The following is a 21,642-nucleotide window of genomic DNA, read 5'->3' as shown; positions in this document are numbered from 1 at the left end:
GATGAACGTGGAGAACTTGAAAGAACCGAAAGCAGTTCTACAGAATACCTCAAGTACTACAACACTGATGACATCTCACTTGATGAGGATGAGACTATCCACATCGCAGGAGAAATGTACTTCAAGACTGCTGACAACTCTGATCTCAGGTATTATCCATTCGTCGAAATGACTATTGAAGGCGAGGAAACAACCCAGCCAGATGAAGAAGAAGAGACTGACGAAGAAGAGCAGGTAACTGACAACGAAACAGAAGGTAACGATACCATTGAAACTCCAGTAGATGAGACTCCAGATGAAACTGAAGAGCCACCTGTGGAGGATGAAGGTAACGAGACAACTGATGAATGGCCAGTTCCTGGATTTGAAGCAATCTTCGCAGTTGCAGGTCTTCTTGCAGTAGCATACCTCGTGAGGAGGAACTAAACGTAAATTAATTAGAAGGGAATAATCCCTTCTAAGCCTTTTCTTTTTTGACTTACTTTTCTGATAAACTTTAAATACTGTTTTGAATATTCTTTTCTCCTTGAGGTGATTCCATGAAATCAAAAATTATTGCACTATTGTTATCGCTCACACTTGTGATGCTGGCAGTATCCGGATGTACTGATACTGACAGAGAAGAGAAAACCGGTGAAATGGATGTTTCCGATGTGGTTGTATTAAAAGAAATCCCAGCAGGATTTGAATATCTCGGAGCAAGAATGCTTTCTGTAGGTGAAGTTCTCGATGGTGTCTGCAATGAATCCGAGTTCGTGGAATCCTCAGAGGGCATTTATAAGGGAGACGGGTTTGATATTTACGTGACCACAGTTGAAACCCCTTCTGAAGATGATGCTGAAAATCTGGTATCTCGCTACAAAGCAACTTTTCCGCCAATGTCAAAAGGTGACAGGTTTATTGAAGAATCCATCAATGATCACTTTGTAACCCGTATTGTCTGGCATGTAACAAATAAGGGAGAAGAAGTTGAGCGTTATGCCTATATTTGGAATAACGGTAGTTATGTGTTCCATATAAGAGGGGGGACATCTGATCCACTCATACTCAGGGAATTTGCAGAAGCTACAGGGTACTGACCGAAGCTTCTCCTCATTCTTTTTTTTAACCGATATGCTTTAATATGAATATGTACTTCCTACATCCTGCAACATGCCCGGATAGCCTAGTTGGTTGGGGCGCCAGACTCATAGGGTAATTCTGAATGGGTGCTCCCATGTCTCCTGAGACATCTGGAGGTCGCGTGTTCGAGTCACGCTCCGGGCATACTACTACTTGTTTAGTTGTTTATTACTCAAATAGAAGAGTAGATTCAGCAAAAAGGCCATTTTTTCTTAAAGTAAATGTACGTCTTCCATGTCAATATACTAAAATGATTTAGGACTAAGTAGTTCCAAGATATGCATGTGCTTTTTAACAATTTAAATTAATGAGTTATCACTACTACTGCTCTCTCTCACTCACACATTTTAGGTGAAGTTGCAAAACTACATGCTACTATCAAGATTCATCTCTTAATCGATGACACATGAAATCAATTATTAGAAATCTGTCTCTTGGAGTATTTCACAAAAGTTAAATATTTCAAAGTCCGTTTAATAGTTATCTCAAAATAATTCAAAATTACGTGTGGCTTTAATTGTTAATGTAGGGGTATTATCTTTAAAAGCCAAATTTAATGAGCGGAGCATTTTGATTATTTTGAGAATATCTTTCTAATAGGGGGAATTTAATATGAAAGAAATATATGATAAAATGGCAACAGAAGCCATGAATGCACAGAAGGCAGTTGTAAGTACTATAAATAAGAAGCGAGGCACTGCTTTTAAGGTAGAGGATGCAAAACCCTATGTAGATGCAGTCAACAAAATGCAGCCAATGGGTGATCAGTGCAAAGAAGTATTCGATTTGCATGTCAATTCAGTAAATACGCATTATGAAGTCCTCTCCGGGTTGACCGATACTGTAAGACCGGAAGATGATCCTTATGTAGAACATTACCAGACTCCTCCTATATTGGAAATATTGTATGAGGAAGACCCGGCCTTCAGGGAGTCAGTGGAAAAGTTCATTGACATGATTGGCAGGTCAGAGGCACTTATAGGTAAAGAATCCATCAGAAGATATGCAGGCTTCTATGGCCCTACATGTGTGGTAGACTTTGCCTTTTCTCCCGGAAGCACCAGCAATGTTGTTAACAGGATACTGCAGCAAACAGACATCCCAGTAGAACACAAGCGTGCAATACTCTCTTCCAAGTCCTGGGGAATGAATACATCATACGGCATTGGTGCCAAGTTCCAGATGGCAATTGAGAATGGTAAGACACCCGATGAAGCTGTTAAAGAAGAGATTGAAATGCTCCAGATGGTTTATGATACACCAATGGATGCACAGGCTAAACTAATGGACGAGGCTGGTCACACGTCTTTTGATGTGAAAAAATACATGAGCCAGTATAAGCAAAAAATGAAGCCTACTATCAGGGCTGCAATGGATGCTGATGTTTTTTACGGGAATATCGTCACAGTTCCTGCATATGGTGTTGGAGATGTTGCTCATCACATATCCCAGTCGATGTTCAACATGACAAAAGATGATGTTGTCATGGCAGTTATCAATGCTGTAACAGACGTCATGGACGGGACCATGAAAAATGCTATGGGCAAGTTCAAAAATGAATATTCTCCGCTGACCATTGCAACAGATGCAGCCGCAGGAGCAACTACAAAAATACTCTGGATGGATGGATTCACAACTATGATGGTTCATGACCTGTTGGTCAAGAGATTCCACAACCTTGTGCTTAACAATCCAACAAGAGGTGCAGCAGCTGAACTTCACAACGTTGACTTTATGGATCTCATCGAAAAGGGTGAACGTATCATCGATCACAAGCCAAGAGGTATGGGTGGAATGGTCCAAGGCATACCAATTGATTTTAGCCCTATAGAGAAGAACGAGGTCCTCAACAACCCTCAGCGCTACGCATATCCTGCCTGTGCAATCACTGTTCGTTTCTCGGCACTCATGCGTCTGGCTGATTTCCCATGCCTGCTGACAAGTGAACCCGTAACTGCTACAATGCTGACCAACATTATAGCACTGCACAAGACCGAACCACATTCACCGGCACGTACTTGCAAGTTCTGTGCAGCAAATTACTTCGATTACAAGTGCAATTACTGTAACTGGACGGAGGCAGTTTGATCACAGATGTGTCTCTATGAGACACATTTTGTTTTCAGGCAGGTGGTTTTATGTCAGAACAGGATCTGTTTAAGAGATCCATCGCAGAATTGATAGGAACTTATGTACTGGTCTTCCTGGGAACAGGGTCAGTTGTCACAACTGTCCTGCTGACTCAGGGGGCAACATTGATCCCTGGTAATACTTTCAATATAGGTATTGATATCGCTGCATGGTTTGCAATAGGAATTTCATTTGGAATTGCTGTATTGGCAATGATCTATGCTTTCGGACATATTTCGGGAACGCACATAAATCCGGCAGTCAGTATTGCACTGTGGGCTACAAAGCGCATGAAAACATCGGATATGGTCAGTTACATCGTAGCCCAGCTCATAGGTGCAAGTCTTGCATCCTTCACCATTGTGGCTATATTTGGTTCAAGGGCTATTGGAACCGGTCTTGGTGCAACTGCCATGTTCGACGGCGTGAGCTATGGACAAGCAATATTATGTGAAGCTGTGGCAACATTTTTCCTGATGCTTACCATTATGGGGACTGCCGTGGATAAAAGAGCCCCAGGAGGGTTTGCAGGTCTTGCAATCGGTCTTGTGGTTGCTGCGGATATTACGGTAGTAGGTAACATAACAGGTTCATCACTGAATCCGGCTCGTACCTTTGGCCCATATCTTGCAGAGTTACTCTTAGGCGGACAAAACCTGTGGTGGCAATTCCCAATATATCTAATCGGACCTATCATTGGGGCACTTGTAGCAGCGCTAATCTATGATTATGTGTCAGATGTTAAAAAAGTGTCTTGAGAAAGATACTTTTTCCTTTTTTATCATAGCAATGATGATGATTTTCTCTTGGAATGGCATAAATAATTTGTTTAATATTGCTTAATCCTATTCAAAAGTAAGGCAAGAAGAGTGAATATTCTTTAATCTTTACTGCGTTTATGTTATATCTGATAACATCCTTAACGTGCGCCACAGACTCTGACGTATATAAATCTACAGATATCAATCGAAAATTGTTTAGAGCTGCCAATATTGACAGTGGTGATCCGCGCCAACAAACCTATCAGCTTGTGCCTGATGGCTCTTAACAAAAGTGAACGGGTTAAAATGTTGATAGCGAATGATGTAAGGTCTGGGTAAAACCATAAAAGCCGATCTTATCGTAACAGAATTGATGGCACTTAATCTTGTTTTCAGAATAATACTTACTATTATTTCTTTTCTTTAGACTGCTTTACATATCTCAAGAAATCCTCAACATTTGTTTCAAGGGCAAGTCTTAATCAATACCAACCAATATCTTTATGGAATAGATTGGACATTGCAGCAAATAATCTTTGTATTATATAATTTTTTAATATACATCATGAATTGGGAATATATTTATCTATGTTATGCATTATAATGCATAACAATGGTTCGTCCAAGAAAACGAAGAATGGTTGACTTTGAACACAACATAAGGCATTTCAAGCCATCTGGTATTGGTCTAAAAGATCTCGAGGAAGTCAATATAACCATTGATGAATTGGAATGTTTGAGGCTTAGTTATCTGGAAAATATGAAACAGGATGCTGCAGCCTGCAAGATGCAAATTCATCAGTCAACCTTTCAACGAACCTTGCGTAAAGCGCTGGAAAAAATTTCTGACGCACTTGTAAATGGAAAAGCAATACGGATAGAAGGAGGTAATTATAGTATGCCTGGAAGAGACGGAACAGGCCCCACTGGTAGTGGACCGGTTGGTGGCCATGGTCAGGGTCGGGGGCGAGGTGGTTTTGGTGGACAAAATGTCCAGGGCGCCGGTAGAGGTGGCTTCCCCCAGAATTGTCGTTGCCCATCATGTGGTAACACTCAACCCCACCAGCCTGGAGTTCCATGTAGTCAGGTGAAATGCTTGAAATGCGGCTCACCTATGGTAAGAGCTTGATTGCATAGTAGTTGAAAATGATTTATAAAAAGCGAGGTGTTGTATGATGCCGGGAATAGACGGAACCGGACCTCTGGGAAGAGGTCCAATGACAGGAAGAGGTGCAGGATATTGCTCAGGATTTGATATGCCTGTATTGTCCAAGCATGCAGGCACAGGATCTCGTGGAAGAAACAGATTTTTCCCTATGATGGGACGGCGGGCAGCCTTTTCAAGACGCCGTTTTGTTCCAATCTCCAAGGGTTTTCAATCTTCTGAAACAACTGACTATCAAAAAGCCTTTCTTGAAGAAGAGCTGAATGCTCTTGAAGCAGAAAAAACATGGATATTTAAACGCATCGGACAATTGAAATCGATGCTTAATGAAGATAGATCAGGAGATGTCTCCTGATCCATTTTTTAATCAAAGAAGGAACTATTAATGGAAAAAAGAAAATCCAGAATCATCTATGGACCGATACTTTCCAGACGATTGGGACGTTCGTTGGGCATTGATGTCATCCACAGATCTTCCTCCAGAAAGAACTGTAATTTTGATTGTGTTTACTGCCAGCTTGGACATGTTGATAAAAAAATATCTTCTCCTGAAGAAGTCAAAGGCTTAGTGAGTTGCACTGAGGTTGTTGATGGTATAGAGCACTATCATCGCAATATTGATGATATTGATTACATCACCTTTTCCGGAACATGTGAACCGACATTGAACCTCGGGTTGGGTGACATGATAACTGAGGTAAAGAAGCTCATCAATGTTCCTGTCTGCGTGATCACCAATTCTTCCCTCATGGGCAGAAAAGATGTCAGAGAGAACCTTGCAAATGCTGACTTGGTGGTTGCTACACTGGTATCAGGAAACGAAAAAACGTTTAAAGCTATTAACAGGCCAGCATCAGGAATAAACCTTCATGATATCATCGAAGGGTTAAGAGAACTCAAGAAATCGGGTGGTCCAAAGCTTGCAATAGAGGTCATGTTACTGGATTCAAATTCCGGATATCCAACAAATTCCAGTGATCAGGAAGTTGATAAACTGATCGAAGTTCTCAAGTTCATAAACCCCGATGAAATAGAAATTCTCACCATAAGTCGTCCACCTGCAGAAGATTTTATCGTTCCGGTTTCAGAAAACAGGCTCAAGGAGATAGCACAGAAGTTCGATGAAGAATTCGGAAGAAAACGGGTTAGACTTGTCTTAAAAGGCATAAAAAGGAAAAGATCAACCATAAAGCACGAAAATCTTATAGAAGAGGTCTACGACCTCATACTTAGAAGACCCTGTACCTTTGCTCAAATCGGACAATCTCTTGATATTGATGAAGATGACCTCTTTCCAATAATTAAAGGATTGGTTGACGGTGGAAAAATTGTCAGGGTAAATTCTGGCAATGATTCATATTACCGTGCTACATAATCCAAAAAAGATATCATAATCAATATGATGAGAAGGTTACATTGGTTATTATTCTTGCAGCTTTAAAAGGGATTGTTGGATATTACGTGTTTCATGTTATGCTGGAAAAAGTATAAGAAAGAGTTATGAAACAGACTTATTTTTTATATAGGATTATTAATTTTATTTATATTGATTTGCAGTTGACGTATTTTTCCTCTTTTAGGTAGAAGTATTTTTGGATGAATTGGATTGGCATTTTCAATTTTGAGAAGTGGACATATATACAAGTAAAAACATAAGAAAGCTGGCTTTACTGACTGATTGTTTCAGATAAAAGTGAGTTGTTCTATGGCGCAAACATCAACAGAAGACAGACATTTTCAGTTAATAGATGCGGATTATTTCCGCCAGGATTCCGGACCTGTAATCAGGCTTTTCGGAAGGACTGATGATGGGAAGAGCATCTGCTGTCATGTTGCCGGGTTTGAGCCTTATTTTTATGTTAATACGGATGATGATCTGGAAGTTATTTCTGAACGAATAAGAGAAAAACTGAATCTAACCAATAAATCTGGAAAAATAAAAAAAGTCGAAGTTGTACAGCGATTTGAGCCGATAGGCTACCAGAAAACAATGAAACCAATGCTGAAGGTGTTCACTCACGATCCGGGAAATGTTCCTGAGATAAGGGATGACATTGCTGAAATAGCCGGTGTCAAGGCTGTGTACGAAGCTGATATCCTGTTTAGGACAAGATACCTTATAGACAATGATTTTCACGGTATGCGCTGGCTTAAGGGAAAGGGTAAGAAAATAAACCCGTCAGGTTATGCATGTGATGAAATTCTGGAACTCTTTGAAGTGAAAGAAACTGAACGCAAAGCACCCGCTGATCTCAAATATTTTGCTTTTGATATTGAGTGTCTTCCTGAAGATGGGAACATGCCCACTCCTGACAGATCCCCCATTATCATGATAAGCATGTCCTTCAATCCTGTTTTTGAGGGGAAAGATACAATTGTTCTCATAGCAAAGCCTGTAGATGGGATGGATAATGACGTAGAGGCATGTGCCGATGAAGCAACACTTCTCAAACGTTTTTTTGAAATATTCAGAAAATATGATCCCGATGTAGTAACAGGATACAATAGCAATGGATTTGATGTGCCCTACATTGCTGAAAGGGTAAAGGTCCTCAATAACAGTGGTCATGATATTGATTCTGCTGTAGGCAGAGACAGAAGACCCCTTTCCTACCGCAAGATCGGGACACAAACCATGGTTTCCATCCCCGGGCGTGTGGTTGTGGATACATTACCCATCATAAGACAGCAATTCAGCCTCAAACGCTATACATTACGTAATGTATCCCAGGAACTTCTTGGAAGGGAAAAACTAGATGTTTCTGCAGATGAAATGGAGGAACACTGGAACGATGATGGGGAAAAATTAAGGAAATTTGTGGATTATGCGAGACGTGATTCGGAACTGGCACTTGAACTGATTCTCGAATTGAAGCTTCTTGACAAATACATTGCACTTTCACAGGTTAGCGGCACTATCATACAGGATGTTGTCAGTGGTGGCCAAACCAATATGGTGGAACAACTGCTTCTCACGGAATTTGGTAAACATAAAAGAGTTATACCCTCAAAACCCGACGATAAAACTTCAGCAGAGCGGCGTCATCTCAATGAAAGTCTCAAGGGTGGGGCTGTACTGGAGCCTAAAAAAGGACTCCACGAGAACGTCCTTGTACTGGACTACAAATCCCTTTATCCAACTATTATCATGGCACATAACCTGTGCTATACTACCGTAGTTGAGGATGGGAACTACAATGATGAAGATGTCATATCTTCTCCCACAGGTGCACGCTTTGTGAAACCTGATATTCAGAAAGGAATCGTGCCTACAGTTCTGGAAAAGCTGATGGCTCAGAGAAGTGAGACTAAGAGGCGGATGAAAAAAACCACTGATGAGAATGAATACCGTGTGTTGGACGCTACACAGCTCGCCTTGAAAATCCTCCTGAACAGTTTTTATGGTTATTCTGGATACGCAAGAGCGAGACTTTACAGCCTCGAAATGGCCAGTTCGGTTACTGCTATTGGAAGGGAAAACATATCCCGGACTGAGAAAATCATATGCGATGAAATTGGAACTGTGGTTTTAAGAGAAGGTCAGGCTTTCCTCAAAGACGAGGTTTTAATTACCCCAAAGGACAGGCTGGTTGATCTTTCTGTAGTTTATGGTGATACTGATAGTGTATTTGTCCATTGCATGTCTCCTGAAGGTAGGGAATTCACGGAAGAGGAATTCAGCCTTGAGGATTCTGAACTTGTGGGAAAAAAGGTAGCTTCGGTAGTAACGGCTTCACTCCCCGATCCGATGGAACTTGAATTCGAGGCAGTTGCAAAACGTGTGCTTCTTGTTGCCAAGAAACGATATGCACAATGGCTTTTTGAACCAGGGCCACAGGGTTGGACCGATAAAATAAAAGTTAAGGGACTTGAAACTGTCAGAAGAGACTGGTGTGAACTTACTTCAAAGATGTTGAATCAGGTTTTGGAATATGTACTCAAGGAAGGTAACATTTCAAAGGCAGTGGAACATGTTCGCCAAACAGTTAACAGGGTGAGAAACCTTGATGTTCAGCATGATGCGGAGATCATGGATGATCTTATTTTGACAAAATCATTTTCCAAGAGCGCTTCAAGTTACAAAAATAGGCAACCACATCTCACTGTTGTTGAGAAACTTAAGCGTCGAACAGGTGTCCATCCTCCCATTGGTGAAAGGATTCCTTTTGTGATTACTGCTGGCAAAGGGCTTTTTGTGGACAGGGCAGAAGATCCTGAATACGTAAAAGAACACAATATTCAGCTGGATGTTGACTATTATATTCAGAAACAGATGTTACCTCCTGTTGAGCGTATTCTTGGAGTATTTGGTGTGGACGTTGCAACCCTTGATCATGATTCAAAACAAAAAGGTCTTTTTGATTTTACAAATGCATCAAAAGAGAGTGATAATTTCATTACCAAAAACCATGAAAGGGAAGAGAAACCACAGGTAAACGGTTCAAACAGCCAGAGTTCCCTTTTTGATTTTTAATTAATACTATCAATTCTACTGGATTAAGGTTTGATGCCTTGCGTGGCAAGGATATTTTCCATGCAAGAAAGGTTGATTAACAAATGAAAATAATGCCACATAAATGAAGTTACTTAATTTAACGCTTAAACGTATCCAGTGCGAAATACTTCGGGTATTTCCTTGATTCTGGTTGTGTTATGATTGATAAATGGATGAAATCTTTATCATCTTTGAGATAAACGAATGTGGCGGAGAAATCCCAATAGTTTTGTCAATAAGGTCTGCCTGAAACCTGGACAGAATTGACACCAGAATATAATTACCGTTATTGCAAATACTACCCCAATAACCGAAGAAGGCAGCATTTCTCCTTTTGGAGAATATATGCTGCCTGTTTATGTGCTTGAATTCATACAGTCGGTTTGGTTTTTTTTAGAGTTGCACAAATCTTGCAGCATTGCCCAGATCTTCTTCTATCCTAAGAAGCTGGTTGTATTTGGCAGTCCTTTCTCCTCTTGCAGGTGCTCCGGTCTTGATGAAATCAGCACCAAGTGCAACTGAAATGTCTGCGATGGTACTATCTTCAGTCTCAGCCGATCTATGGCTGACTATGACACTGTAACCACTGCGACTAGCAAGTGTTGCAGCATCAAAGGCTTCAGAAAGTGTTCCGATCTGGTTGACTTTCAGGAGGAGTGCATTTGCAGCGTTCATTTCTATACCTTTTGCAAGACGTGAAACGTTAGTTACGAAAAGGTCATCTCCTACAATAATGGTTTCCCATGCTTCACTTGTGAGATTTGCAAAGTCCTCAAAAGCCTCTTCATGGTAAGGATCCTCGATTGAGAGTATAGGATAGGTTCCAATAAGTTCCAGATAGAAATCGGTTAGCTCTTCGGGTGTAAGTAGATTGCCATCAATGGAATAATTTTCTCCATCAAAGAACTCGGACGCAGCGGCATCAAGTCCAATAGTAATTTCGGACTCCGTATAACCGGCTTCTTCGATTGCGCTGACAAGTGCATCAAGTGCATCAGAAGTCAGGTCAATCGGTGGTGCATAACCGCCCTCATAACCGACATTTGTTGCAGATGCACCGTACTTGTCCTCAAGGATTTTTCCAAGGGCATGGTAGGTTTCACTTCCCATACGAAGAGCATTAGAATAAGTATCTGCACCTTTTGGCTGTATCATGAATTCCTGGATTGAAAGTTCATTGCCTGCATGTTTTCCACCATTGAGGACGTTCATTGTGGGAATTGGGAGTGCAAAGGCATTTGTTCCTCCCAGATATCTGTATAAAGGTAAATTCAGTGAATCAGCTGCTGCTCTTGCAACAGCCATGGAGACTCCAAGAATAGCATTTGCACCAAACGTCATCTTGTTGTCTGTTCCATCGAGGGCTATCATCAGGTCATCAATTTCACGCTGGTTCCTGACATCCATTCCTAGCAATTCACTGGCAATTGTGCTATTAACATTATCAACCGCATCAAGGACACCCTTTCCGTTGTAACGATCATCTTCATTGTCCCTTAATTCAAGAGCTTCGTTACTACCGGTAGATGCACCTGATGGTACACTTGCTCTTCCAAAACCCGCTTTAGTGTACACATCAACTTCCACAGTCGGATTACCCCGAGAGTCTAAAATTTCCCTAGCGTGGATTTTTTCAATCTTAAATCTACTTTCCTCTCCGATGTAGCTCATTATTTTTCACCCTATGACCTGTATAGAATGAATAATAGGATTTCTCTGTATAATATATTTCCCTCTCATGAAGAACAAATAATCATCAAATTAATAGATAGAATCTAATAAATAGAATCTTTTTTCTATTGTTGGATTACTTGATGGCATAATCAAACTTCCCGGTAAATCAGGCGATGGCGAATCTTCGCCAGTTGGAGATTAGTGTTGAATGTTTTATTTCTATGAGTAGGGAATAATTATAGCTGGGATGAGAAAAGTACACTTAAACGCGGTCCGCCCTGCTAAATATTATTTTGTGTTCCTTGAAAGAATAGGTAGAATGTCATGAAACAAAGATACCAAATGAATTTCAGCAGAAAAAGACAATTGAAATATTTAAGGAACTGCAATAATTTAATACCCTTTAATCTTTCCTGAAACAAATTGGTGAAAAGCCGCGCTCTTTATCGTGAATTCTTTCTGCTTGCATGCCTTGAATTTCAAGAACAAATATCTCGGTAACCATGAATGTTTCGTTTTTCTCTCTTATGCATCCAGCACTTGTGTTGCCATTTCTGCCAAGAGCTGCATGAAGATGGATTCTGGTTTTGCCATTTTCCTTGAATATATTCCCAATTCCGATAACTTCATGAGGATTGTTAAATCGGAACCAAATAGGCGTGGGAGGAGTCTGGTTCTTCTCAGGTCCCACAACAACGTTTCCCTCTGAAAGTGCACCCAGCATGAACATAAAAGCAGAAGTGATATTTTCTGCGGTGGCAAATTTTTCGATTTCTTCGAGGACGTTATCACCATGATCTATTCTCAATACAAAAACCCGTCCAATATTTCCACCTTGATAATCCATAATCTCTCTCATCCAACAAATTTACCGTCTATAATCCCTTAGTATACGATTTGTCTTTTTGCCATATTTTCGTCATGTGTAACTTGCAACTGCAACTCGCTGGCTCTGACAGCCATGTTTTTCAACTTTCAATAATGAGGCTCAAGACCATCGATTTGTGAAAATGCACGGTCTAACTCTTTATTTTCAGTAACACGTTCTTTTTTAGCTTTTTCTTCCTTAATGGCATCCACAGCTATTGAATAAAGCTTCTCAAGTTCGGTTGCGGTTTCGAGGGTAAGAACAGCAAGTACCCGAGGGAGATCACCTTTGCGCACAACAATGCCTTTGAAGACATGACCTACTGAGGATGAGAGTTTTTCGACTTCCGCTGAAATTTCCTCGATGCTAAGGTATGTCTTGTCTCCTCGTATAATAATCATTGAACGGCTTGCTTCACTGTACACGTCAGTATTGAATAATAGGCCGGAGGGCGCAATAGCTTTCTGGATGACTGATTTTATGGGCATCGCATGGTCTGCTTCATAATATCCAATAGTTGCAATTCCTGCTCCACCACTCATAACAGTCTTAAAATCACCAAGATCCGTAACCATCATCATTTCACTGTCAAGTGAATCAAGAAGGAGCAACAACCTCCTTGCTATCATAGTATTAATAGCATCATAGGCGGACTGGACATCACCGCCAAGTTGCTTAAGGTACTGGTTATCGGCAAGAATTATACCGTCAACTCCACTTTCCCTGATGTCACGGAGACAAAAAGCAGCGTTTTGTAAGTAGAGAGTCCCTTCTTCACGGAATGGCAATACAACAATGGCATAGATTGGAAAATCATGTTCCTTCTTGAGTTCTGTTATCAACGAAGGAGTGAAAGAAGATCCAGTTCCACCAGATGCTGAAGTTATAACAAATCCTACATCAAAACTACCCCTTTCATCGATATTGCGCATTATTTGGGCTTTGTTTTCCTCAAAGACTTTTTTACCGACATTACGGTTGGCACCAACACCATGCAAATGAGGAATATGAATGCGATCTTTTGCCTTTGTGTATTTCATCTCTTTCAGATCATTGACAGCCGTGTTAATGGCAAGTGTCTGCACATTGCTTTTGTAACTCTGCTTTGAGTAGAATTTTGCAAGTTTCCCGCTGCCTCCAAATGCTTCTTTATTGACAGCATCCAGAATACGATTGCCGCACTGGCCATTTCCGATGATAAGTATATTAAGCAAACCATTCCTCCAAATTGATTATCAGAAGCGATATTGACGGTGCCTGTATACTATCCAGGCTCCAATTCCTATTATTACAAGGATAGGTATTATATAAACATAGATCGGTTGCTCAAGAATGGCATCAAACCTGCCTTTCTCAACTGTAATTGTTCCAGATGTGAATTCACCGCTTACTTCCTCGCCTTCAACTCCGTTGTCATAACGGTAAGAATAATGCCCGGTAATCGTATAACTTCCCACACTCTTGGCTTTTGCAGTCAAAGTAATCTCTTTTTCCTGCTGGACTCCGAAAGATTGCAGGTAAATGGTTGGAATTCCACCTATTACTTCGATTTCTTCATCTCCTTTCTGATATTCCAATCCGTCAGGAAGCAAAAGCTCTACAGAAACGGCCTCTGCAGGCCCCTCACCGGTGTTTTCGATATGTATTGTAAAATCAATATTTTCATTTCGCGGGACAGTTGATTGTCCTGCTGTGGCAGAAAACTGTAAGTCGGGAGTTTTTATGTCCCCTTCAACGGTAACTATTACTACGTTCGAAGAGGCCTGTGGGAAATTCTGCCCGGCTTCATTTGAGAAGGTGGCCGTTGTGGGCTTAATCACATACTCTCCAGGAGCTGTAGCTTTAATCCGGTATACAAATACTTGCTGAGACTGGCCTACATCAAGGGTCATTTCTCCAGTCTGGCTTACAAAAGTTTCCTCAAGGATGAATTTCTCAGGTGGAACATCTGAAAACCTGATTTCTGTGGCTTTATCATCTCCTCGGTTTTCTACGGAAACAGTCACAGTAATTGTATCACCGACTTTGATATTCTGGTTGCTGACAGATTTGGTAATAATCAATTTTGGAGTTCCGACAAAATCTGCTTTTTCGTGTCCACCTTCCACTACACCATCTGTGTAAACAACATCATCGTCAGTTATTGTAATAGCAATTTTTGCTTTATTTAGGACTCCGGATGCCGTATCTAGTAATTTTACTTCCACATCTTCTCCGTCTACTTCAAAGCTGAAGGTGTCATTGATATCCATACCTTTGTCAAGAATCTTCTCATCCTTTTCATAGACATATAATGCGGCATATTCGGCTGAAGGAAACACATCAGTAACGTCAATAACGTAATTGTTTATCTGGTATCCATCTCCTTCATTAATATAGTCCTCAAAAAGAACCTGCTTTGCAGCGGACATGCCGGTGAATACCGTAAACAGTATCATCACAAAAAGAAAAATTGTTGTAATCCGTTTTGGGCTGTACATAGTTCCCCTCTGTCATCCTTTAAGGATTCTTTTTCCGTTAGCCTATAGCCTAAATACAAGATTGGAATTTAATATAAAGTTTATGTCATCACTTCTTTATTTCAAGGCTGATGTCTATCCAGTGAGATTTATGAATAAGGGATCCCATTGAGATAATATCAGCGTCGATGTCGACGAAATCTTTTAGGTTATCCTGAGAAATCCCACCTGATATTTCAATGATCACACGTTCGCGTAAACCTTCTGCCTGAAGTGCAGAGATTGTGTCAATTATTTCTTCAGGACTCATATTATCAAGCATGATAATATCAACATTCATTTTTGCGGCAATAAGGGCATCATCAACAGACTCAACTTCCACTTCTATTTTCTGGGTAAAACTGGTTCTTTTTTGTGCTTCAAGGATGGCACTTTTCAGTCCCATTATATTTCGGTGATTGTCCTTTATGATAATAGAGTCAGAAAGATTGAAACGGTGAGGATCTCCACCTCCGGCTATAACTGCAAGCTTTTCATATTTGCGGAGTCCAGGTGTTGTTTTCCTTGTGGCGGCAATCTTTGTTCTGGAATGCTTTGGAATTATATCCACGCATTTGCGTGTAAGGGTCGCAATTCCGCTCAAATGTCCGAGGAAATTTAGTGTAAGGCGTTCGGCTCTTAGTATGGATACAGCATCTCCATCAAGGTCATAAATAATGTCCCCGGCACCCAGAAAATCCCCGTCATTAAAGTGTTGCTCATACTGTATTCCAAAATAGTCCAGTATTTCCTTTGCAATATCTGTTCCTGCCAGAACACACTTTTCCTTTGCAAAAATAACTGCCTTTTGAGGATTGTCAGGCACAAGTGTACAGGAAATATCATTGTAACCCAGATCTTCTTCAATAAAATCTTCCAGACGCGACGTGATCATCATTTCACCAATAAATGATTTATGTTTCAAGAGATTTATATGCTTTCAACAGAGAATCAATAAACAGATAGTAATACGATTGCTGGCAAGGGCTTAAAAAAGGAGAATCTTATGATAAGGGTTGGAGTAGTTGGTTGTGGTGCGATTGGTACCGAGATTTGCAAAGCAGTGGATACATCAATTCCAGGAATGAAGCTTTACGCGATATATGATAAGCATGAGGATTCTGTGAAAAATGCCTTGGCCTCTCTTGTTAATTCACATCCGCGGGTTCTGGATGTGCCGGAAATGGTCTTGGAAGTTGACATGGTGGTGGAATGCGCATCACAAAGTGCGGTTTATGAGGTGGTACCCATGGCACTTAAAGCAAAGTGTGATGTTCTGGTTGCAAGCATTGGGGCATTTGTCGATGCCGAACTTTTTGATGAGGTCCTGTCGATTGCAAAGGAAAATAGTTGTAATATCTACTTGCCTTCAGGTGCAATATGTGGAATTGATGGTCTCAGGTCTGCATCAATTGCAGGAATTGATTCGGTTTCCCTCACGACTGAGAAAGCACCAAGAGGGCTTGCAGGAGCACCTTATATTATTGAAAACAACATTGATCTGGATTCAATCACAGATAAAACACTGATCTTTGAGGGGACTGCAGCAGAGGCCGTAAAGGCATTCCCGGCAAATGTCAATGTTGCAGCAACGCTCAGTATTGCGGGAATAGGTTTTAAAAAGACGCATGTCCGGATTTTTGCCAATCCGGATATTACACGGAATATCCACGAAATAACAGTAAAAGGAGATTTTGGATCTTTTACTAATCGTATTGAAAACGTGCCCTCTCCAATCAATCCAAAGACCAGTTATCTTGCAGCTCTTTCATTGATAGCCACATTGAAAAAGATATCCAATCCCCTGCAATTGGGCACGTGATCAGGGGTAATTTTAGGAGTTAATAAGCTCATGCATTCTTACCTGCAACTGATGCGTATATCCAATTGTGCAATGGCGGCATTTGCCTCTATCATAGCTGTCCTGATTACATTTGGAATCCTTGAGGAAGGAGACGGCCTCTTCCCGATAATGGATTCATTACTTGTCATGGTAACAGTTGTGCTGATAACAGGTGCAGGAAATACAATAAATGACTATTATGACATCCATATTGATTCCATAAACCGACCACAAAGGCCGATTCCTTCCGGAAGGGTTTCAGCTCGTAATGCCCTTTACTTTTCCTTTTTGCTATTTGCAGTCGGAATTTTCCTTGCTTTTTGGATTAACTATGTTTGTGTGGCAATTGCGATTATCAATTCTTTCCTGCTGGTACTTTATGCAAGAAACCTCAAGAGCATGCCTCTGGTGGGCAATGTTTCGGTTGGTTACCTCACAGGTTCCACATTCCTTTTTGGGGGGGCAGTTTTTGGTATTGGGGGAGTTTATGCCTTGGCTATCCTGTTCCTTCTGGCAACATTTGCGACAATTGCCCGGGAAATTGTGAAAGATATTGAGGACATGGAGGGTGACATGCAGGAAGGGGCTAAGACACTTCCAATAGTCGCAGGAGAAAAAGTTTCAAAGTTCCTTGCATCAGCACTGGGAATAATAGGTATTATTGCAAGCCCTTATCCATATCTCACGGGTCTTCTTGGGGAGGGATACCTGTACCTTGTAGTTCTTGCAGATGCTGTATTTATTTTTGCAATTCTTGCAATCCTTCGCGGCAACCCAGGAAAATCTTCAAAATGGTTTAAGTACGCAATGTTCCTGGCACTTTTTGCATTTGTAGCGGGCTCCTCACTGTAAGTTACTTTTTTACTTCCGCATGACTGAGGTACTCCTTGAGCATCATGGGAAATGTATCTGCAGGAACAAAACGCACGCCAAGTTGCTCAGCCCATTTCTGAATGCCGTAATCCTTGGCGACTACCGCAGCATCGAGTTCCTTGGCAAGAAGCAATACATCAATATCCGGGGCACTGTCGAGGATTCCATAACGCAACGCTGATCTGTACTTATTGCGGAATTTCCCGACTATGGTACCAATGACTTCTCTCTCAATTTCCGTCTCAATCTGTTTGTGATTTTCGGCTTCGGATGTGAGGAACAGGCATTTATAAGAAGCATCGCGGATTGCTTCCTCGGCGACGTTCATTCCTTTGTCGATCCTTTCCCGCATGTAAGCCACATACTCATGGAAAATCCGGGAAGGAATTTTTACCTCATACCTGTCAGGTGTCTTCTTTACAAGCCATGTGTCAATTTTTGCAAATACTTCGCTATCGCAGTTGTTATTAGATGCAAATTCACGTAGTTCTTTATAAACTGAGGGAAAAGGCACATAGCAACTGATCTCAAGATCAAGCCTTGCCTTTGCAATCAGTTCAAGAATTTCTTTCATACCATCACAGACATTGTCTGCTCCCACGCTGTCTCTTACCTGAAGGTCTGTAAGCCCGGTAGTATCCAGCACAAATCTTTGTCTTAGCATTGAGCAACCCCTACACCTTTTATTTAGGTTACTTCAGCTAAAATATTTTTGTATCATCTCGTCTTCTTCCCAAGATGAATAGGCTGTGTGGTAGTCAACAGGATATACTCTGCTTCGCATGGACGGGCTTTTTTAATAGATACCTAAAATCATCTATTCCAATTCCTGCATTTCCGCGAAGGTTGCCGTCATTCGTATAAAATCTTTTCCGGAATCCTCTGGATACCCAAAGGTCTGACAACTACATATCTGTGTTTCTTGTCGATTATTTCGACAATATCACTGCTCTTGTACTCCCATGATTGGGAATTTACTTTCGGAATCAGGATATCTTTGCCTTAAGTTCTTCTACAAGCTCTTTTTTGATTGTGGATGTCCTGTCTCCTCCGCAGACCATACCCCTAACACCGATGATATCAGGATTGATCCGCTTGAGTATGGGGATATCTTCGAACTTCAGACTACCGGCAATAGCGGTTTTAAGCCCCAGTTCATGTGCTTTGTTAACAAAATCTATGAGTTCTTCCTCTGACATGAACTCAAAGGTCGAGGCGCCGTCCTTTACCCCTGTATCAACCATCACAAGGTCAACTCCTGCGCGAGCCCCAATTGCCGGCAGCAAGGCAGGATTTATTGAATTAATCCTTTTGTAGTCAGAATATCCGCAGGCAACAACCTTTGGAGGTTCTTCCATAAGGGATGCAGTTTTCACAATTCCGGAAAGGACGTCAAAAGCCTGTTCTTCGGTTTGGATATCGTAGAGTCCGATTTTGACATAACTTGCTCCTGCCATGGCTGCACCATAGGCTGCAAGGGCTGCACTTCCGGGTTTATAGTTAAAATCTCCCAATGCTGCACTAACAGGTTTTTTGGATTCAATTGCTTCCTTTACATCCTTTATAACCCATGGGAAATTTGCACCGAGAGATCCTTCTTTAGGATTCTTGACATCGATAATATCGGCACCGCCTTGCAATGCAGAAACAGCTTCTTCTGTATTAATAGGGCTTATGAGCAACTCCATATATACTTGCCTCTTTTTATATGATGAGATTAAGTAGTCCGTTTGAATATGTTTCGAATTGTCTTTGTATTAGACATATATAATGGTACCGTTGTCCATGCTAGGGGAGGAGTTCGTCGAAATTATATGCCGGTACACATCAGTAGCAAGGTATGTAAGACTTCCGGGGTGGTGGATGTGGTCCGAACACTGAAGCCACAGGAAATCTACATTGCTGATCTGAATGTCCTTCAGGGAGAAGAGCAACCTGAAGCAAACAGGGAAGCAATTGATGAAATAGCTTCAATTGTTCCCACGATGCTTGATATAGGTATCCGGAAGTTTGAAGACATCCACAAGTGGGAGGATTTTGCAGGAAACCTTATACTGGGAACAGAAACGTGTTCCATGGATACAATTGCCCGCATTTCTGAAGCATACCCGAAGAAGACTATTGTAAGCATTGACAGGAAAGGTGGAAAAGTTCTTTCTTCCTCCGGAGATGTGCCTGAAGACCCCCTAAAAGTGCTAGAGCTTCTCAATACGTTTGATTTGAAGGATGTAATCTATCTTGACATGGATGGCGTCGGAACCTCCAGAGGAGTAGACAAATATTTGCTTAGAAAAATGGTCTGCCTTTCAGACAACGACTTATTGCTGGGTGGGGGAGTAAAAGATATGGATGACATAAAGACACTTAATGACATCGGACTCTCCGGTGCACTGGTTGCAACCGCGGTCCACAATGGGAATATTTCATTAAAGACAATACAGGAAGGTATTTTTAATGGCAGATAAAAATCTTGAAATCGACCCTGAAAATGCATTTACCGAAATCAAAATGGGAGGTGGCTGGTATCTTACCATTTCCATTGAGAAAAGCGAACGTTTTGAAAAAGAGTATGTTGAGATTGCCAAGGAGCGTGCCGGACAAAAAAGAGGCAGGTTCAACCTAAATCCCAAATATATTAGGGAGCTTGGGCAGGCACTTCTCGAATTTGCAGATAAAAACAATCTCTAAAATTTTCTGGATTTAAAATCCGGAAAACTCCCACAAAATTGATTTAATGGTATCAGAAGAGGTTTGTAAGGGCTTGTGTGACTTGTTTTTTGACGTCTTCAATGCCCCATGAGGCGTCAATTACACAGAACCTTTCGGGTTGCTTTTCCGACAGTTCCAGAAAATTTTTTCGTACTTCATTGAGGAAATCAATTTTTTCAAATTTAGTTTGGACTTCACGGGAATTGCATCTTGAAACAGCTACAGCAGGATCAAGATCAAGCAGCAGTGTAAGATCAGGTTCGATTGTCCATCCCTGATGCAAATTCAGAATCCACTGCGCAGGATCATCCAGGATTCCCTGAAGCGTGACAGTTTGGTATGCTATCCTGCTATCGTAGTACCTGTCGGAGATTACATTTTTCCCATCCATTATCGAAGGGCGAATTACCCTCGCAACGTGATCGGCATGATCTGCTGTAAAGAGAAACAGTTCCGCCATTGGATCGGTCTCAGAGTGAATTGCACGTTCCACTGCCATCCCTATCCAGTTAGTTGTGGGCTCCCTTGTGAAAACAGCTTCCCCGAAAACAGGATGTTTCCTGAGAAAATCCAATACAGTAGTTTTTCCGGCTCCGTCAATCCCTTCCAGCGTAATGAGTTTTCCCTTCATCAACAGTTTCCTCAGATACGTTCGGTATCTTCACTTCCACACTGGGGACAGATTATGGGAAAAAAGTTCGGATCATCCTGAAACACAAAATCACAGACTGTACACCTGAAATACACTTTGGATTGATCAACTTCTTCCATGGATAAAATCCCTCTATTCTCTACATTTAGGAAATAATATATTAAACAGTTACGTACAAATCCATTCCTATGGCAAATATTGGCGTTATAATAAGGGGGAAATACGGCACAAGACTCGTTGAGACTATCCGACGGAATTCTTTTATGGAAGTGGTTGTAGCAGAAATCCCTGCAAACTTACCGGAATTCATAGACAAATCAGAAGAATATTTTTCTTCCTTACATATTAATCCTGAAGTATTCAATACTGATATTCTAATTACATATTCGCTTCATCCTGATCTCACTCCTGAAATAGTACGCGAGGCTGCAAAACATGGTGTGAAATCCGTGATAGTTCCAGGTGGTGCACAGAAGGCCCCTATTTTGGAATTGAAACAAATTGCATCTGAGTGTGGAATCCATGTAGAAGTTGATGAAATCTGTTGTACCATAGGGGGAAACCCGTACAATCTTGCATTTACCTCTAGATTCGGGATACCACAATTTGAAGTCTCGGTATCAGACGGGAAAATTTCAGATGTTAGGGTAACTAGGGGAGCCCCTTGTGGAAGTACTTGGTACATGGCAAGCAACATAATTGGGACCCCTGTTAAAGATGCCCCAGCAAGGGCAGGTTTGCTCATTCAGCAATATCCCTGTCGGGCTGTACGGGGTCAGGAAGGCGGTATCCACAAGTCTGCGGAAATCCACAAAAAAGAAATGGAAGCAGCTCTTCAAAGATAGGAATAAG

The 21,642-nt window shown here is 41.3% G+C and carries 22 protein-coding genes and 1 tRNA gene; 14 read left to right on the top strand and 9 right to left on the bottom strand.

The window, feature by feature from the left end:
- The 9 genes from PWQ49_RS07485 to PWQ49_RS07445 all read left to right on the top strand — a co-directional run.
- Positions 1-426, top strand: a 426-nt coding sequence (locus tag PWQ49_RS07485) for a PGF-CTERM sorting domain-containing protein (RefSeq protein ID WP_300609533.1), incomplete at its 5' end; no start/stop codon positions are given.
- A gap of 113 nt (positions 427-539) precedes the next feature.
- Positions 540-1,079, top strand: coding sequence for a hypothetical protein (locus PWQ49_RS07480; RefSeq protein ID WP_300609531.1), 540 nt, complete (start codon positions 540-542; stop codon positions 1,077-1,079).
- Positions 1,080-1,154: 75 nt separating this feature from the next.
- Positions 1,155-1,266, top strand: a tRNA-Met gene (locus PWQ49_RS07475).
- A 468-nt stretch (positions 1,267-1,734) separates the two neighbouring features.
- Positions 1,735-3,210 carry a DUF2193 domain-containing protein gene (locus PWQ49_RS07470; RefSeq protein WP_300609529.1) on the top strand — a complete coding sequence of 492 codons (1,476 nt, stop codon included), beginning with the start codon at positions 1,735-1,737 and terminating at the stop codon, positions 3,208-3,210.
- Positions 3,211-3,260: 50 nt separating this feature from the next.
- Positions 3,261-4,010 (top strand): MIP/aquaporin family protein, encoded by a 750-nt coding sequence (locus PWQ49_RS07465; protein WP_300609527.1) that lies wholly within the window; start codon positions 3,261-3,263, stop codon positions 4,008-4,010.
- A 616-nt stretch (positions 4,011-4,626) separates the two neighbouring features.
- Positions 4,627-5,142, top strand: a complete 516-nt coding sequence (locus tag PWQ49_RS07460) for a DUF134 domain-containing protein (RefSeq protein ID WP_300609525.1) — start codon at positions 4,627-4,629, stop codon at positions 5,140-5,142.
- Positions 5,143-5,185: 43 nt separating this feature from the next.
- Positions 5,186-5,533, top strand: a complete 348-nt coding sequence (locus PWQ49_RS07455) for a DUF5320 domain-containing protein (protein ID WP_300609523.1) — start codon at positions 5,186-5,188, stop codon at positions 5,531-5,533.
- Positions 5,534-5,563: 30 nt separating this feature from the next.
- Positions 5,564-6,553 (top strand): radical SAM protein, encoded by a 990-nt coding sequence (locus PWQ49_RS07450; RefSeq protein ID WP_300609521.1) that lies wholly within the window; start codon positions 5,564-5,566, stop codon positions 6,551-6,553.
- A gap of 330 nt (positions 6,554-6,883) precedes the next feature.
- Positions 6,884-9,652 (top strand): DNA-directed DNA polymerase, encoded by a 2,769-nt coding sequence (locus PWQ49_RS07445; RefSeq protein WP_300609519.1) that lies wholly within the window; start codon positions 6,884-6,886, stop codon positions 9,650-9,652.
- A gap of 414 nt (positions 9,653-10,066) precedes the next feature.
- Here PWQ49_RS07445 and eno read toward each other — a convergent pair whose 3' ends face one another.
- The 5 genes from eno to nadC all read right to left on the bottom strand — a co-directional run bounded on the left by eno (position 10,067) and on the right by nadC (position 15,608).
- Positions 10,067-11,344 carry a phosphopyruvate hydratase gene (eno, locus tag PWQ49_RS07440; protein ID WP_300609517.1) on the bottom strand — a complete coding sequence of 426 codons (1,278 nt, stop codon included), beginning with the start codon at positions 11,342-11,344 and terminating at the stop codon, positions 10,067-10,069.
- Positions 11,345-11,750: 406 nt separating this feature from the next.
- Positions 11,751-12,194 (bottom strand): DUF296 domain-containing protein, encoded by a 444-nt coding sequence (locus tag PWQ49_RS07435; protein WP_300609515.1) that lies wholly within the window; start codon positions 12,192-12,194, stop codon positions 11,751-11,753.
- Between the two features lie 128 nt (positions 12,195-12,322).
- On the bottom strand, positions 12,323-13,429 hold the full coding sequence (locus PWQ49_RS07430; protein WP_300609513.1) for a cell division protein FtsZ: 1,107 nt from the start codon (positions 13,427-13,429) through the stop codon (positions 12,323-12,325).
- A 21-nt stretch (positions 13,430-13,450) separates the two neighbouring features.
- On the bottom strand, positions 13,451-14,695 hold the full coding sequence (locus PWQ49_RS07425) for a CARDB domain-containing protein (RefSeq protein ID WP_300609511.1): 1,245 nt from the start codon (positions 14,693-14,695) through the stop codon (positions 13,451-13,453).
- Between the two features lie 88 nt (positions 14,696-14,783).
- On the bottom strand, positions 14,784-15,608 hold the full coding sequence (gene nadC, locus PWQ49_RS07420; protein ID WP_300609539.1) for a carboxylating nicotinate-nucleotide diphosphorylase: 825 nt from the start codon (positions 15,606-15,608) through the stop codon (positions 14,784-14,786).
- Between the two features lie 111 nt (positions 15,609-15,719).
- Between nadC and PWQ49_RS07415 the strand changes: the two genes are divergently transcribed.
- Together PWQ49_RS07415 and PWQ49_RS07410 are read left to right on the top strand one after the other, a co-directional pair.
- A complete protein-coding gene (locus PWQ49_RS07415; RefSeq protein ID WP_300609509.1) occupies positions 15,720-16,535 on the top strand; it encodes an aspartate dehydrogenase in 816 nt (271 codons plus the stop codon).
- Positions 16,536-16,565: 30 nt separating this feature from the next.
- Positions 16,566-17,408: a geranylgeranylglycerol-phosphate geranylgeranyltransferase gene (locus PWQ49_RS07410; RefSeq protein ID WP_300609507.1), complete on the top strand. Its 843-nt coding sequence runs from the start codon at positions 16,566-16,568 to the stop codon at positions 17,406-17,408.
- A 1-nt stretch (position 17,409) separates the two neighbouring features.
- Here PWQ49_RS07410 and PWQ49_RS07405 read toward each other — a convergent pair whose 3' ends face one another.
- Both PWQ49_RS07405 and PWQ49_RS07400 read right to left on the bottom strand, forming a co-directional pair.
- Positions 17,410-18,093, bottom strand: a complete 684-nt coding sequence (locus tag PWQ49_RS07405; protein ID WP_300609505.1) for an RNA ligase partner protein — start codon at positions 18,091-18,093, stop codon at positions 17,410-17,412.
- Positions 18,094-18,415: 322 nt separating this feature from the next.
- Positions 18,416-19,117, bottom strand: coding sequence for a (5-formylfuran-3-yl)methyl phosphate synthase (locus PWQ49_RS07400; protein WP_300609503.1), 702 nt, complete (start codon positions 19,115-19,117; stop codon positions 18,416-18,418).
- Positions 19,118-19,165: 48 nt separating this feature from the next.
- On the opposite strand from PWQ49_RS07400, the gene PWQ49_RS07395 reads away from it, so the two are divergent.
- Both PWQ49_RS07395 and PWQ49_RS07390 read left to right on the top strand, forming a co-directional pair.
- The gene (locus tag PWQ49_RS07395) at positions 19,166-19,894 is read left to right on the top strand and encodes a HisA/HisF-related TIM barrel protein (protein WP_300609501.1); all 729 of its coding nucleotides are present in this window, start codon (positions 19,166-19,168) and stop codon (positions 19,892-19,894) included.
- Entirely contained in the window at positions 19,884-20,117 is a 234-nt protein-coding gene (locus PWQ49_RS07390; protein ID WP_300609499.1) for a hypothetical protein, read from the top strand. The genes PWQ49_RS07395 and PWQ49_RS07390 overlap by 11 nt, the downstream gene beginning before the upstream one ends.
- A 52-nt stretch (positions 20,118-20,169) precedes the next feature.
- On the opposite strand, the gene tmk is transcribed toward PWQ49_RS07390, so the two are convergent.
- Together tmk and PWQ49_RS07380 are read right to left on the bottom strand one after the other, a co-directional pair.
- On the bottom strand, positions 20,170-20,769 hold the full coding sequence (gene tmk / locus PWQ49_RS07385; RefSeq protein WP_300609497.1) for a dTMP kinase: 600 nt from the start codon (positions 20,767-20,769) through the stop codon (positions 20,170-20,172).
- An 11-nt stretch (positions 20,770-20,780) separates the two neighbouring features.
- Positions 20,781-20,909, bottom strand: a complete 129-nt coding sequence (locus tag PWQ49_RS07380; RefSeq protein WP_300609495.1) for a hypothetical protein — start codon at positions 20,907-20,909, stop codon at positions 20,781-20,783.
- 69 nt (positions 20,910-20,978) lie between these two features.
- Between PWQ49_RS07380 and PWQ49_RS07375 the strand changes: the two genes are divergently transcribed.
- Positions 20,979-21,635: a DUF166 domain-containing protein gene (locus PWQ49_RS07375; RefSeq protein ID WP_300609493.1), complete on the top strand. Its 657-nt coding sequence runs from the start codon at positions 20,979-20,981 to the stop codon at positions 21,633-21,635.
- Positions 21,636-21,642: the final 7 nt, after the last annotated feature.

The organism is Methanohalophilus sp., from assembly GCF_030156785.1.
Lineage (GTDB): Archaea > Halobacteriota > Methanosarcinia > Methanosarcinales > Methanosarcinaceae > Methanohalophilus.
The sequence above is the reverse complement of the archived record's forward strand: the minus strand, read 5'-3'. Positions and strand labels throughout refer to the sequence as shown.

Bases quoted from the DNA above. Each gene is read 5' to 3' on its own strand.
- PWQ49_RS07480 (WP_300609531.1), top strand. From the start codon at position 540: ATGAAATCAAAAATTATTGCACTATTGTTATCGCTCACACTTGTGATG.
- PWQ49_RS07470 (WP_300609529.1), top strand. From the start codon at position 1,735: ATGAAAGAAATATATGATAAAATGGCAACAGAAGCCATGAATGCACAG.
- PWQ49_RS07465 (WP_300609527.1), top strand. From the start codon at position 3,261: ATGTCAGAACAGGATCTGTTTAAGAGATCCATCGCAGAATTGATAGGA.
- PWQ49_RS07460 (WP_300609525.1), top strand. From the start codon at position 4,627: ATGGTTCGTCCAAGAAAACGAAGAATGGTTGACTTTGAACACAACATA.
- PWQ49_RS07455 (WP_300609523.1), top strand. From the start codon at position 5,186: ATGATGCCGGGAATAGACGGAACCGGACCTCTGGGAAGAGGTCCAATG.
- PWQ49_RS07450 (WP_300609521.1), top strand. From the start codon at position 5,564: ATGGAAAAAAGAAAATCCAGAATCATCTATGGACCGATACTTTCCAGA.
- PWQ49_RS07445 (WP_300609519.1), top strand. From the start codon at position 6,884: ATGGCGCAAACATCAACAGAAGACAGACATTTTCAGTTAATAGATGCG.
- eno (WP_300609517.1), bottom strand. From the start codon at position 11,344: ATGAGCTACATCGGAGAGGAAAGTAGATTTAAGATTGAAAAAATCCAC.
- PWQ49_RS07435 (WP_300609515.1), bottom strand. From the start codon at position 12,194: ATGGATTATCAAGGTGGAAATATTGGACGGGTTTTTGTATTGAGAATA.
- PWQ49_RS07425 (WP_300609511.1), bottom strand. From the start codon at position 14,695: ATGTACAGCCCAAAACGGATTACAACAATTTTTCTTTTTGTGATGATA.
- nadC (WP_300609539.1), bottom strand. From the start codon at position 15,608: ATGATCACGTCGCGTCTGGAAGATTTTATTGAAGAAGATCTGGGTTAC.
- PWQ49_RS07415 (WP_300609509.1), top strand. From the start codon at position 15,720: ATGATAAGGGTTGGAGTAGTTGGTTGTGGTGCGATTGGTACCGAGATT.
- PWQ49_RS07410 (WP_300609507.1), top strand. From the start codon at position 16,566: ATGCATTCTTACCTGCAACTGATGCGTATATCCAATTGTGCAATGGCG.
- PWQ49_RS07405 (WP_300609505.1), bottom strand. From the start codon at position 18,093: ATGCTAAGACAAAGATTTGTGCTGGATACTACCGGGCTTACAGACCTT.
- PWQ49_RS07400 (WP_300609503.1), bottom strand. From the start codon at position 19,117: ATGGAGTTGCTCATAAGCCCTATTAATACAGAAGAAGCTGTTTCTGCA.
- PWQ49_RS07395 (WP_300609501.1), top strand. From the start codon at position 19,166: ATGTTTCGAATTGTCTTTGTATTAGACATATATAATGGTACCGTTGTC.
- PWQ49_RS07390 (WP_300609499.1), top strand. From the start codon at position 19,884: ATGGCAGATAAAAATCTTGAAATCGACCCTGAAAATGCATTTACCGAA.
- tmk (WP_300609497.1), bottom strand. From the start codon at position 20,769: ATGAAGGGAAAACTCATTACGCTGGAAGGGATTGACGGAGCCGGAAAA.
- PWQ49_RS07380 (WP_300609495.1), bottom strand. From the start codon at position 20,909: ATGGAAGAAGTTGATCAATCCAAAGTGTATTTCAGGTGTACAGTCTGT.
- PWQ49_RS07375 (WP_300609493.1), top strand. From the start codon at position 20,979: ATGGCAAATATTGGCGTTATAATAAGGGGGAAATACGGCACAAGACTC.